Annotated in this window: 10 protein-coding genes; all 10 read right to left on the bottom strand. The window is 37.3% G+C overall.

All coding sequences use genetic code 11. The features are described from left to right. Positions 1 to 44: 44 nt before the first annotated feature. The 10 genes from P0092_RS06385 to P0092_RS06340 all read right to left on the bottom strand — a co-directional run bounded on the left by P0092_RS06385 (position 45) and on the right by P0092_RS06340 (position 13304). Entirely contained in the window at positions 45 to 1412 is a 1368-nt protein-coding gene (locus P0092_RS06385) for an MFS transporter (protein WP_338054765.1), read from the bottom strand. A gap of 58 nt (positions 1413 to 1470) precedes the next feature. Then, entirely contained in the window at positions 1471 to 1905 is a 435-nt protein-coding gene (locus P0092_RS06380) for an RbsD/FucU family protein (protein WP_004617269.1), read from the bottom strand. Between the two features lie 31 nt (positions 1906 to 1936). Further along, positions 1937 to 2950, bottom strand: coding sequence for an aldo/keto reductase (locus P0092_RS06375; RefSeq protein WP_004617267.1), 1014 nt, complete (start codon positions 2948 to 2950; stop codon positions 1937 to 1939). A 79-nt stretch (positions 2951 to 3029) separates the two neighbouring features. Beyond that, the gene (locus tag P0092_RS06370) at positions 3030 to 4355 is read right to left on the bottom strand and encodes a class II D-tagatose-bisphosphate aldolase non-catalytic subunit (RefSeq protein WP_004617259.1); all 1326 of its coding nucleotides are present in this window, start codon (positions 4353 to 4355) and stop codon (positions 3030 to 3032) included. 41 nt (positions 4356 to 4396) lie between these two features. Beyond that, complete coding sequence (locus tag P0092_RS06365) at positions 4397 to 5443, bottom strand: galactitol-1-phosphate 5-dehydrogenase (RefSeq protein WP_004617252.1); 1047 nt, start codon at positions 5441 to 5443, stop codon at positions 4397 to 4399. Positions 5444 to 5503: 60 nt separating this feature from the next. Next, entirely contained in the window at positions 5504 to 7015 is a 1512-nt protein-coding gene (locus P0092_RS06360; protein WP_004617251.1) for a xylulokinase, read from the bottom strand. A 128-nt stretch (positions 7016 to 7143) separates the two neighbouring features. Continuing rightward, positions 7144 to 8139: a LacI family DNA-binding transcriptional regulator gene (locus P0092_RS06355; protein WP_004617250.1), complete on the bottom strand. Its 996-nt coding sequence runs from the start codon at positions 8137 to 8139 to the stop codon at positions 7144 to 7146. 149 nt (positions 8140 to 8288) lie between these two features. Then, entirely contained in the window at positions 8289 to 9845 is a 1557-nt protein-coding gene (locus P0092_RS06350; protein ID WP_004617249.1) for an ABC-F family ATP-binding cassette domain-containing protein, read from the bottom strand. A gap of 76 nt (positions 9846 to 9921) precedes the next feature. Then, positions 9922 to 11637: a methyl-accepting chemotaxis protein gene (locus P0092_RS06345; protein WP_276187105.1), complete on the bottom strand. Its 1716-nt coding sequence runs from the start codon at positions 11635 to 11637 to the stop codon at positions 9922 to 9924. A 239-nt stretch (positions 11638 to 11876) separates the two neighbouring features. Then, positions 11877 to 13304, bottom strand: a complete 1428-nt coding sequence (locus tag P0092_RS06340) for a flotillin family protein (protein WP_004617247.1) — start codon at positions 13302 to 13304, stop codon at positions 11877 to 11879. Positions 13305 to 13346: the final 42 nt, after the last annotated feature.

Below are 13346 nucleotides of genomic sequence, written 5' to 3'. Positions count from 1 at the left end.
AACATAATTTTATTTATTTTGTATGTTACACCGTAAACAAAAACTTATGCTTGAATAGTTGCATAGTCTTCATACTTCTTTAGTATTCGAATTACAATTAAACATCCCGTTAGTACTACTCCGGCTGTGAGAAATATCATTTGCATATTTTCAATAGTAAAACCAGCAACTTTAAAATATAAAGAATCTGCATCCTTAACAAAATATGCTCCTGCCAAAGTGCCGCAAAACCCAAATATTCCGTTAACTGCGGAAGAAAAGCCCATGTATATAGTCTTACTTTCTTTCGGTGAAAAACTATATTGAATATTGTTTATGGAAATATTTATTCCGGCTATGGCTGCCCCGCTTAATATATGAGCTATTGGTAACAAAAACAGTGTATTTCTATTGATAAAAAACCATATAAAAAAGCATAGAATCTGAATAACAACCATCAATTTTATTAAGTATAACCAAGATTTTTTATCTGCCAGTCTTCCCCACAATCTTACCGAGAGTACACTTGTAAATGACGCAAGCACAGTCATTATTGTTATCAAGCTATACCCCAGCTTCAAATGTGAAACCATATAAACAGAGGTAAATGGAGCTGCAAGCTGAAAACCTATATTCCATAATGCCATCAGTAAAACGACTATCATATAAACATTATTTTTTAAAGGTATTTTAAATATGTTTTTAAATGATACTTTATTTTTTGCTAACTTATTGCAAGGTTCTTTAATATTTGAAAACATAATAAAATTAGCTATTGCAGAAAAGATTACAAATATGTATAGTATAGCAAATCCGATTAACATATCTCCACGTTTTTCATACCTATCAAGTACTTGTCCCATTACAAGAGTAATAATTGTGACTGTACCCAATACAATTGATTCCCTTCGTCCAAAATAGACCCCTCTTATTTTCTCAGGGGTTATGTCCAGAATCCAGGTTTGCGAAGCAGGTGACGTAAAAGCTAAGAGTAAATTAGCAATAAAAAATACTGAAATCAATATAGAGAGCTGAAATACACGGGATACTTTTATAAACGGTATTATAATCATCATGCCCAGTAAAAGTCTGCCGATAAAGCAAAACAAACATGTAATAAACTTTCTGTTTTCCATTTTTTCAAAAACTATCGGTGAGAATGCCATTACTATCCCTGCTAATACCGGTATTGCAGAAATAATTCCTGAAATCTGATTACTTGCACCAAGAAATTTTGCAAAACCCACCAAAAACGCACCGCTTGTCAAAGTAAGTATGCTTCTGGCAGTACACCCTTCAAAAACAGATATTTTTCTGGATATTTGCATATCGGCATCACTAAGGTTGTCTTTATTAAAATATACTTTTTTAATGTGCGCTAATAACTCCACATTAACCTCCAGTTTCCATCCATTAGGTTCAACTGCCATCATTGATAGTCTTAGTACCACATTATCTCTGTATAGACATAATGTGGTACTATTTGTATTATTACTTCTCTATTACTACACCTTTTTTTAAAATAATATTTGCATAGAGTGCTGCTTCACTTGTTGCAATTACTGCATACGCACTTTTTGCCCTTTCATAGAAAGCAAATCTTTCAATATTACCTATTTTATTGTTTATGGGTTCGTGTTTGTTAATTATTTCTTTATAAACTTCCCATATTGGTGTTTCTACAGCATCTCCGGGTACTACTTCCATTAATGCCACAGGCTTTTCAACATAAGGATCAAGGGGGAAGAACTTTAGTATTGCATCCAACACCTCTGGTACTCCATGTCCATCCAGCCTAATCACCTTTTTCCCAAAGGTACCTGACGGGAAATTTCCATCTGCTATTACTATTTCATCACTATGCCCCATCTCCATAAGTGTCTTGAGTAGTTCAGGGGTTAAAATAGAAGGAATTCCTTTTAACATAAAACCTCCAAATCCGTATTTAACGTCGTAGTTATTTTGTTATTTCTCCGTTCAAATCCCATAAATCCGTCCAATCCTTTGCTCCATCCCAGAGGAATACTTGTCCTTTTATTAATCTACAGTTTTTATCAACACTTTCAATTTTTTTCATTTCTTCTTCAGTTAATGGATCTTCAACTGCACAACGAAGATTACTTGCATATTCGTTTCTAAAAATTGAGAATGGGATTGGAGTCTGGCCTCTCTGTACAGCCCATTTGATACAAATAACAGCAGGATGAACATTGTGCGCTTTAGCTATCTCAACAATTACAGGTTCCTGAATATCAACATAATCCTCAGAAGTTTTATCACGATCCGGTCTGGTTGGAGAACCTATAGGGCAAAATCCAATCGGCTGTATGCCATGTTCGAGAACAAATTTGAATTGCTCAGGCTGTTGGAAGCATGGATGAAGCTCCATTTCAATAGCTGAAGGCATGATTGTACAGTACTTAATCAATTCCTTTAATTTAGGTACAGTCATATTTGATGCTCCTATATGTTTAACATAACCTGCTTTCTGTAACCTTTCCATCTGGTACCATGTTTCCATATACTGTTCAATTGAGAATGGTCTTGCATCCTTATTATGGTAATCAGGGGCAGCTCCCTTTGGATGGAAGTTTCTGAAAGGCCAGTGTACAAAATATAAGTCTATGTAGTCAAGTTTTAAATCCTTTAAGGTTTTTGCACAGGATAGTAAAACATCCCCTTTTCCATGCATATCATTCCAAACCTTAGAAGTAATAAAAAGTTCTTCCCTGCTTATACCTGACTTCATAATATCTTGAAAAACATCTCCGATTAAATGTTCATTTCCATAAACTGATGCACAGTCAAACAATCTGAAACCCACCTCAGCGGCACCTTTTACGGCAGCTGCAATGTCTTCGGCAGAGAATCTGTCTGAACCAAAAGTGCCCATACCAATACCGGGCATCTTGTCTCCTCCACGTAATACTCTCTGAGGCACTAAACTTGGATTTATAATATCATTACTCATAAAATACATCTCCTTTTTATTTTATATTATTTATCTTAATAATTCGGCAATTCTCATATTTCGGGTATAAAAACTGTTTTTAAACAAAACATTTTGCTTCTGTAGCATATAAATAGTCATCAATACAGTTTACAACTCTGTCTTTTAATAGACTTATAGGATCGTTGGATAGTTTGCCATTTCTGACTTTACTGTATTGAATAGGCAAGTATTCACTTAATAAGGATAGTGGTATTGTTGCCGTATTAAGGTTTTGTAACATCCTCTCAATTGATTTCTGTACATTAGGATCGGGCAGATAGTATCTGCATCTGTCAGAGAAACTGTATTTTCTGGCAAACCTGAGCTTCTCTCCATTGCCATGGTAATGCTTCCTCCAATTATCGGGATTTTGAAGCATAGCCTCATCAAATGCATTAACAAGGTTTGATAGATGAATATCAGGATTGTATCTGAACATTTCTTCTTCAATCAAGCTAAGAGCAAACAGTCCCTCTCTCAATGCAAAAGTTAATGCAGGGCCTACCTTTAAAATAGCTATTCCGTCCTCAACCATTTCTCTGAGTCCTGTTCGAGTCTGATAATCGGTGGAATGGCCCTCAAAAACAAGGTTAGGATATTTCTTAAGTGCCTGGCATAATTCCTTAGCTGCTTCACGGTTATATTCATGAATAGTCTCATCACCAAATTCAACACCCGGCTGAACTACAACAGCAATAACATTGTCCCAAGCCTTCTGAAGCCCCAGCTTATAAAATGCCTGTTTAAAGGTTGCTACGGTTGTTTCAAAATCGCTAACCTTTGTAACAAGGATGCCTTCGTCCTCTTCCTGACTTCCTCCGGGAATAGGTACTTCACTTCCCACAACATATACAGGCTGCACGGTATTTTTATCTCTTTCAACAAGTTCCGCATATGCCTCTTCGGCAACTTTGCACAGTAAAGCTCCTCTTTCAGCAATAACACCTGTATCCAGCTTCTCGTTGATATTATCATCTGCAAGGTGCATACTTGTATCAATATGTATTTTTGTAAAGCCTGCCGAGACATACTGTTTTAATAATTCACAGGATTTTTCCATTGCTGTATCAGATTTTTCATTTTTCCATGTAAGTGGTCCCAGATGATCCCCGCCAAGTATTATTTTATCTACAGGAAATTGAACTTTCCTGGCAATATCATATACAAATTCTTTAAAATCTGCCGGTTTCATACCGGTGTAGCCCCCAAACTGATTAACCTGATTTGCGGTTGCTTCGATTAATACATAGCTACCTGATTTTAAAGCTCTCTCCATAGCTGCCTCAATAACGTATTCATTTGCGCTGCAGGCAGAATATACTCCAACAGGTACTCCCTGTTTCTGCTTTGCAACTAATTCCTTCAATGGATGCAAATCTGTCATTGTTACTACCCCCCTAAATTCAGAAAATCTGTTTATTTTACTTAGTCATTAACTATAAGCACTTTTCCCTTAACAGTTCCGGGAACCTTGAACATATCAAAAGCGTCCTTAATATTACTAAGAGGAACTTTTTTGAATATAAAACTGGAATCAAACTGCAGTGCTCCGGTTGAAAAGTAATGCGCCGTAAGAGCCCACTCTTTACCCGGAAATGGTGCACTGTATGACATCCATGAGCCGGTAAGCTTAAACTCTTTTCTATTCATATTTTCAAATAGTTTTGGAGTAAATACCAAATCCTTAGTCGGTGTACCAATAAAACATACAGAAGCCTTATTTCCTGCTATTTCAAAAGCCAGCTTCATCGTTACGTCAACACCTGCGGTTTCATAGACAAAGCCAAACCCCTTATTATTAGTAAGCCTGTCTATTTGCTGTCTAAAATCCTTATCAAGAGTATTAATAGTCTCATCAGCACCCAATCTTTTTGCAAGTGCTAATCTGTCATTATCAATATCAAACACAAATACTCTTTTTGCACCAAATATTTTTGCCCACTGTGCCGTAAACATGCCTACCGTTCCACCACCAAGGATGGCAACATCTTCTCCTGCCCGATAATCAGCACAAAGTAAACCGTGAAGCGCTACTGTGGCAGGCTCAAAAAATGCTCCCTGCTCAAAAGGTACACTATCATCAAACTTTACAACATTTTTTTCAGGCATTTTCACATATTCAGAAAAGCTTCCCTGCTCTCTTGAGCCAATAAAGCTATAGTGCTTACATAGTGAATAATCACCTTTCTGGCAGTCATCACACTTCAGACATGGAACTAAGGGTACACCGGCAACTCTGTCGCCGACCTTTACTGAAGTCACCCCTTCGCCTATTTCTGCTACTTCTCCTGAAAACTCATGACCCAGCACTATCGGGAAAAAATGTGCTCCATCACCAAGAACTCTGGGAAGATCTGATCCACATATACCGGTAGCCATCACCTTTACCAGAACTTCTCCCTTTAAAGCCACAGGGGTAGCTATCTCCTCATAACGAATATCATCTTTTGCATGTAATACTCCTGCTTTCATCGTTACCTCCTTTTATGCGTTCTCACGCTGTCAATTATTTAAGAATTTCCAACTGGCACCTTAAACTTTCTGCATTGTGTCCTTCAGTTTTTCATATAGTTCAAGGTAAATCTCGTAATTATTTTTATATCTGGCATGAGCCTGCAAATCAGGTTCATGTGTACGTGTAATTACAATGGTATTTTCTACCGCCTGATCAAAGCTTTTATACAATCCTGTTCCGACACCAGCCAGAATTGCAGCTCCCAGTGTTGTAGCTGTATCTGAAGTTGGAACATTGATGGTTTTACCCGTTATGTCAGCCTTCATTTGCGTCCAGAGTCTGCTGTTGGCAGCTCCCCCCATTGCGACCAGCTTATCTGTGCCAACACCAATTTCCTCTGCTGTTTTCAGATTGTGCTGTAATGCAAATGCACAACCTTCCATAATAGCTCTGATAATATGAGCTCTGGTTTTGTTATAACCCAGTCCGAAAAAAACTCCCTTTGCTTTCTTGTCCCATAACGGAGACCTTTCTCCAGCCATGTACGGTAAAAATATCAACCCATCTGATCCCACAGGTATTTTTTCAGCTTCTTCATCCATAACTTTAAAGGGATTTGACCCCTTTGCCTTGGCTTCTATTTCCTCAAAAGCCCCAAGTTCCTGTTTAAACCACTTTATCGCTCCGCCTCCGCCAACAGTTCCTCCCTGCAAAAGCCAAAGTTCTGGTATAACGTGGAAGCTTAAAATAAGCTTCTGATGTGCAATTGCCGAATCCAGACATATACTCATTCCTCCGGCTTGCCCTCCTTGTTCCTGAGTTTGACCCACTTTTATAACTCCGGCACCAAGAGTTCCACAAGATGCATCCAATCCACCGGCAACAACAGGAGTACCCTTAACTAACCCGGTTTGAGCAGCAGCCACACCCGTTACTTCACCAATTACATCATGACATTGAAAAATCTCCGGAAGCTTATCCCTATCAAATCCTAGCTCCTCACAAAAGCTATCATCCCATTTGCCCTCTTTCATATTAAAAGAATGTATACCATAACCCTGTGATAAATCCTGAGATATTTGACCTGTCAGTTTGAAAGCTATAAAACTGTTGCTTTGTAAAAACTTATATGTTGAGTTGTAAACATCCGGCATGTTTTTCTTAAACCAAAGTATTTTAGGTGTTGAATATGTAGGTTCAAATGAATTACCACTTAACATAAAAATTCTGTCAAATCCAATTCTATTTATAGTCTCTTTACATATATCATCTGCTCTTGTATCCATCCATATTGGTGTATTGCAAAGAACATTACCCTTCTTGTCTATGGGTATAGCAGACCAGCTCTGCCCGTCAATACCTATTCCTGCTATTTGACTCGGGTTTATTTTGGAAGAAGCAATTGTCTCTTTAATCGCAGTGCATACACTTTCCCACCATTCATTCGGGTTTTGCTCTACAAACCCTGAATGAGGATAATATACCCTATACTCCTTTGAAGATTGTGATAATACTTTACCTTGAAGGTTAAATACTGCTACTTTACAGGCAGAGGTTCCTATATCAATTCCCAGTAATAGTTTTTCCATATTGTTTACCCCGTTACGTTATTTGCACTTCTATGTTTTTTCAGCTAAACGTTTCGCTTTACTTTAAAATATTTGAGAAGTAAAATACATTCACTTCTCGTATACTTTTAATAAAACAATTTATTTAACTAATTTTCTACCTTTTTTATAGAATCCTTTAACATCAACTCTGTTTTAAGCCTAATCATTGACGGAAAATTTGAATTGTCACCTTTTAGCCGTCTTAATATCATGTTTGCCGCTACTTCACCAATTTGCTTAACAGGCTGAATTACTATGGATAATGGAGGCTTTACTACTTTTGCCAGCTGTAAATTATCAAAACCTATAATGGATATATCGTCCGGTACTTTTATATCACTTTCGTTTATAGCCATTACGGCACCGAGAGTCATTTCATAGTTTGTAACCAGAACAGCAGTTGGAGGTTCCTCCATTTCTATTAATTCCAACAGAAGCCTATATCCGCTTTCTACCTGATAATCACCTTTTTTTATAAGTTCGCTCTCTATGGTCATATCATAATCTTCATGTACTCTTTCATAACCCTTCAGACGTTCCTGAGCCGTGTATATATCCTCCGGTCCACAGATAATCCCAATTCTTTTATGACCCAGTATTATCAATTGTTCCACTGCATTATAAGAAGCATTCAGATTATCTACCAATACTGTATCACACTCTACGCCCTTGAGAGCCCTATCAATAAGTACAACCGGAATATTTCTGTTAATAACCGAATTGATAACCTCTAAATCACATCCCATCGGCATAGTAATAATCCCATCCACCATTTTTTTAACTAAAAAATCAAGCTTTTGTTTCTCAAGGCTTTTATCTTCCTTATAGTCACAAATTATGGTACTATACCCATTTTTAATTAAAATACTTTCTATATTTGAAACTATACTTGTAAAAAATATATTCTCAAGGCTTGGAATTAATAGTCCGATTGTCATTGTTTTATTAGTTTTTAGCCCTCTTGCAATCTCATTAACTTCAAAACCCAACTCTTTTATTGCTTTGTCAATAACAACACGATTTTCTTCCAGAACATTGCCGCCATTTATATATTTTGAAATTGTTGCTATTGATAGCCCGGATTTCCTGGCAACATCCTTCATTGTAGCAGAGATATAATCACCTTCATTCGCGAAACGTTTAACTGTATTTATAGTATCAAATCAGTTTTTAAAAGTCAATAGTTTTACTGGTCAAAAAAGCACTTATCTTAAAAAAAGATAAGTGCTTTTACTTCAAACACATGAAACATTTATACTATTTTTGTTGTCCATTCCTCAACATTCCACACATCAGTAACCCAATCCTCATAGAATTCAGGTTCGTGGCATACCAACAGTACTGTGCCTTTAAACTCTCTCAATGCTCTTTTTAGCTCATCTTTTGCATCAACGTCCAGATGGTTTGTAGGCTCATCCAGTATAAGCCAGTTAACATCCTTCAACATTAGCTTACACAGTCTGACTTTTGCGTTTTCTCCTCCGCTCAGTACCATCATCTGACTTGTTATGTGCTCCGTAGTCAAGCCGCATTTGGCCAAAGCCCCTCGTACCTCAGCATTGCTCATACCGGGATAATCGTTCCACACCTCTTCTAATGCAGTATTAGTGTTATAACGTTCAGATTCTTGTTCAAAGTAACCCGGGTACAGATAATCATCCAGCTTTACGCCTCCTGAAAATGGCTTTTGTACGCCTAAAAGGGTTTTCATCAGCGTAGATTTACCAAGACCGTTTACTCCCTTTACAGCTACTTTTTGGCCTCTCTCCAAGGAGATATTCAGCTGACTTGACAAAGGCTCTTCATAGCCGATTACAAGGTTTTCAGTCTGGAAAATGTACCTACCCGGAGCCCTTGCCTCTCTAAACTTAAAAATCGGTTTAGCCTTTTCCTTAACCTTCTCGATAATATCCATCTTGTCCAGCTTTTTCTGCCTGCTCTTTGCCATATTTGTTGTTGCCACTCGGGCCTTATTTCTGGCTATAAAATCCTCAAGCTTCTCAATTTCCTTCTGTTGCTTCTCATACGCCTGCTGAGTCTGCTGTTTTGCCAATTGATACATTCTCTGGAATTCATCATAATTTCCTGCATATCTTGTAAGCACAGCATTCTCAACATGATAAATTACATTTACAACCTCATTCAAAAACGGAATGTCATGTGAAACAAGGATGAATGCATTTTCGTAGTTTTTCAAATAGTTCTTCAGCCAGTTAATATGATTTTCATCCAAAAAGTTGGTAGGCTCGTCCAGTATTAATATCATAGGGCTTTGCAGAAGCAGTTTTGTAAGAAGTACCTTTGCCCTCTGTCCTCCGCTCAGGTTTGCTACATCTGTTTCAAGACCTATATCCCCAAGCCCCAGACCGTTTGCCACTTCTTCTATCTTAGAATCCAATACATAGAAGCCGTTATGCTCCAGTACGTTCTGTATATCCCCTACGTCTTCCATCATTGAGTTAATTTCACTCTCTGAAGCATCACCCATTTTTTCGTATATCTCCAGCATTTCTTTTTCTAAATCAAACATATACTGAAAAGCTTCTCGAAGTGCTTCTCTGATAGTCTTTCCCGGGGTAAGAACCGTATGTTGGTCAAGATATCCCGTTGTTATTCTGTTGCACCATTCCACCTTGCCCTCATCAGGCATAAGCTTTCCGGTTATAATATTTAAAAAAGTGGATTTTCCTTCACCATTAGCACCGACAAGTCCTACATGCTCTCCCTTTAACAGCCTGAAAGAAACTTCTTCCAATATTTTTCTGGCTCCAAAGCCATGACTTACATTCTCTACATTTAATATACTCATTTTGTACCTCTGATAAAAAATATACTATGCGCAAGAACTAGTATAACTTATAATAATGGCTTTAGTCCATAGAAATCTATACTGTAAATTTGCCGACAATTTCCTTTAGTTTCTGAGTACTTCTGTTGCTAATTTCCATTTCAGTTTTAACCCTATTTACCATGTCAACAATTTCAATATTCTGCTCAGCTATACTTTGTGTTCCCGCCGCACCCTCATTTACTGTTTTGGTTACGTCATTAATAGCACGAATTATTCCTTCTGCTGAAGCTGCGAGTTCTTGTGATGTTGCACTAAAATCAGAAATAAGTTCAAAAACAAATGCCGCATCATTGTTATAATATTCTCCTGTTTTCACCATACTAGCATAGTCAGGTCTTACTGTAGTATCAAGAAAATCCAATACTGTTCTGGAGCCTTCAGAAAGGTCTGAAACTGCAGAAATAACTTCCTTTGTAACCCTTTGTATCTCATTTACTGCTGTCTTGGATTCCTCAGCCAGTTTTCTGATTTCGTCGGCTACAACTGCAAAGCCTTTTCCTGCCTCTCCTGCTCTTGCTGCTTCTATTGCCGCATTTAGTGCGAGAAGATTAGTCTGCTCGGATATTTGCAATATTGTTCCGGTTAAAACATTAATATGTTCTACTGCTTTTGAATTCTCTAATGCAGTTAATAATTTATTTGTTGTGCTTTCGTAAATATCATATGCTGTTTTTTCCGACATTATTGAACTGTCTCTTAATCTAATGGCTCTATTTCCTATCTCTTGTGCTTCCGTTGAACCCTTCTGTGCCTTTTCATTCATTACTTCTATTACGGATTCAATATCCTGTGATGATGCATTTACTTGTTCAGTTGCAGCAGCAGTTTCTTCCATGCCGGCAGAAATTTCTTCGGTAGTCGCTGACACATTTTCAACAAATGCATCTAAATCCTCCATTTTCTGTTCTACCAAGGCTATGGAGTTCTCAACAACTGAGGATTCTTTAATTATACCGCTTACAATAGTTCTCAGATTAGCCAAAAATTGATTAACGGATTCTGCAAGCTGTCCTACCTCATCTTTGCGCTTAATATCTATCCTTTGAGTGAGATCTCCCCCTGTTTCAACTAATAAGTTAAGTTCTTTCTTAAGTACTTCTATAGGCTTGATTATCCCCTTTGCAATCAGTATACTAAACACCAATCCTATTATCAGAGCAAAAACGATTAATGAAATCATGATTTCCAATGCAAATATAAAATCCTTATTATTCTGTGTATTGATGTTATTTGCAACATTTCTGCAGTATTCAGCTAAATCGTCCAGTGTTTTTTGCTCACCTCGTAAATAACTAACATTACTATTTAGCAGCTCAAGGGCTTTTTCTCGATTGCCCTCACAGGCTGCGGCTATGATTTTATCCCTGGCAGCCCTGAAATCACTTTTGTTTTTCTCAAATACAGCAATACTATCGGACTCAAATTTGTCCAACTTTGTTTTTTTGTATTTTTCCCAATTATCGTCTATTATTTTTGAATTATTTTCAATATTTTTAACAAACTGTTTTTGTAACTGACTATCATTGCCGTACAATATTAAATAGAGTATATAGTTCTCATTTTCACTTGTTTTACTTATACTGTCGCTTAACCAATCTATGGGCATTAACCTGTCTTGGTACATACTTCCCACTCCTATATGGGAGCTATTAATAAAATAGTACCCTGTAAAACCTACAATAACTATAAGCAAAAGCAAAACAACGGATAGATTAATTATTTTATGCGCTATCTTTAGGTTTTTAAACATATTACACCTCTACTATTCATATTTTGAGACATTTAAATTGTAAACCAGATATAATATGCATGTCAATTTCAGCCATGAAAATGTAATATTTTCATTTAATTGCTGAATCTTGACTATATATACTAAAATATTATGTGCATTATTACAATATAAAATATGTAAAATTTACATATTGTTGTTTTTTGTACAAAAAAACAGCCCTTTGCAAAATAATATGCAAGGGCTGTTTTTATCTTACTCTATTCTACGTCTTCCTCAATGTTTTCATTCTGGGCCTGAACTGTATTCTTTTTAAGAAAATCCAGTACGTTCATTCCGGTAAGTGCTTCCACGGTTTCAGGTAATTGAGCTATTATATCTGTTACATATCCTGTTACCTTGGAGGCACCTTTTCCTTGTCCCCCATTATCTACTATAACTATCTTCTCAGTCTTTGAAAGCGGACTAGCTACCGCATTTGCTATTTCAGGAAGTTTTTCTATAATCATCTGTGTAACGGCTGCATCATTGTACATTTTAAAGGCTTCAGCCTTTTTTGCCATTGCAAGAGCCTCAGCTTCACCCTTTGCTTTAATGATTTCAACTTCCGCCATACCTTCTGCTCTCTTAGCTTTAGCTTTAGCTTCACCTTCCATCTCAATGGCACGTGATCTTGCTTCAGCTGCTGCAACCTCTCTATACTTGCTGGCATCAGCTACCTTTGTAGCCTGATAGTTTTCAGCATCAGCCTGCTTCTTTACAGTAGCTTCCAGTTCCTTTTCTCTTCTCATTGCTTCCTGCTCTGCAAGTTCAATTTCCTTTTGTTTCTTAACAATTTCTACCTGCATTGCAGTTTCTGCAACTTCCTTCTTTACGATATTGGCTTTAATATCGTATGCCAGGTCAGCTTCTGCCTTAGCTGTCTGCTGATCCTTGTTATAAGACTGAACCTTCAGCTCCTTATTCTTGTTTGCCTCAGCTATCTGAGTTTCAGCCTGAATTCTGGCTGCTTCACCCTCTCTGTTAGCCTCAGCGGTTTTAACCTTCGTTTCCTTTGTTGCATTTGCTTCTGCTATCTGAGCATCTCTCTTTACTTCAGCAATTCTAGGTTTTCCGAGAGCTTCCAAATAACCGTTTTTATCTGCTATATCCTTAATAGTAAGAACCTTCAATTCAAGCCCCATGTTTTGAAGCTCTGTTGCTGCAACACCTTGAACGTGTGATGCAAAGGTTTCCCTGTCTTTGTATATTTCTTCTACAGTCATTTTTGAAACTATTTCACGGAGCTTACCTTCCAGAACCTGCTGAGTAGTTTTAGCTATTATCCCCAGCATGTAGTCAAGTCCCTTTGAAGTATTGAACTGTTCGGCAGCCGACAGGATGGACTCCTTGTCGGACTTAACTTTAACTACCGCAACTCCATCAGCTACTATGCCAACTCCCTGAGATGTCAAAGCCCCATCAATTCTGATGTCTATCTGCATGTTTTCCAGTGAAATGATGTCTGTTCTTTCAAGCATAGGAATTACAATCCCACCGCCGCCGGTTATAACTCTTCTTCCTCTGAATCCCGTTACTACCAAAGCTTTGTCCTGAGGCACCTTCTTGTACATTGAAACAAAGGTAAGAATCAATATAAATAGTACAACTATTATTACTCCCGGCACAAAATAAACTGAATCCAACATTTTAACACTCCTTTGTGATTTATATATTTCAACCTTTAATTA

It is taken from the genome of Ruminiclostridium papyrosolvens DSM 2782 (assembly GCF_029318685.1).
Lineage (GTDB): Bacteria > Bacillota > Clostridia > Acetivibrionales > DSM-1351 > Ruminiclostridium > Ruminiclostridium papyrosolvens.
The sequence above is the reverse complement of the archived record's forward strand: the minus strand, read 5'-3'. Positions and strand labels throughout refer to the sequence as shown.

Bases quoted from the DNA above. Each gene is read 5' to 3' on its own strand.
- P0092_RS06385 (WP_338054765.1), bottom strand. From the start codon at position 1,412: ATGATGGCAGTTGAACCTAATGGATGGAAACTGGAGGTTAATGTGGAG.
- P0092_RS06380 (WP_004617269.1), bottom strand. From the start codon at position 1,905: ATGTTAAAAGGAATTCCTTCTATTTTAACCCCTGAACTACTCAAGACA.
- P0092_RS06375 (WP_004617267.1), bottom strand. From the start codon at position 2,950: ATGAGTAATGATATTATAAATCCAAGTTTAGTGCCTCAGAGAGTATTA.
- P0092_RS06370 (WP_004617259.1), bottom strand. From the start codon at position 4,355: ATGACAGATTTGCATCCATTGAAGGAATTAGTTGCAAAGCAGAAACAG.
- P0092_RS06365 (WP_004617252.1), bottom strand. From the start codon at position 5,443: ATGAAAGCAGGAGTATTACATGCAAAAGATGATATTCGTTATGAGGAG.
- P0092_RS06360 (WP_004617251.1), bottom strand. From the start codon at position 7,015: ATGGAAAAACTATTACTGGGAATTGATATAGGAACCTCTGCCTGTAAA.
- P0092_RS06355 (WP_004617250.1), bottom strand. From the start codon at position 8,139: ATGAAGGATGTTGCCAGGAAATCCGGGCTATCAATAGCAACAATTTCA.
- P0092_RS06350 (WP_004617249.1), bottom strand. From the start codon at position 9,845: ATGAGTATATTAAATGTAGAGAATGTAAGTCATGGCTTTGGAGCCAGA.
- P0092_RS06345 (WP_276187105.1), bottom strand. From the start codon at position 11,637: ATGTTTAAAAACCTAAAGATAGCGCATAAAATAATTAATCTATCCGTT.
- P0092_RS06340 (WP_004617247.1), bottom strand. From the start codon at position 13,304: ATGTTGGATTCAGTTTATTTTGTGCCGGGAGTAATAATAGTTGTACTA.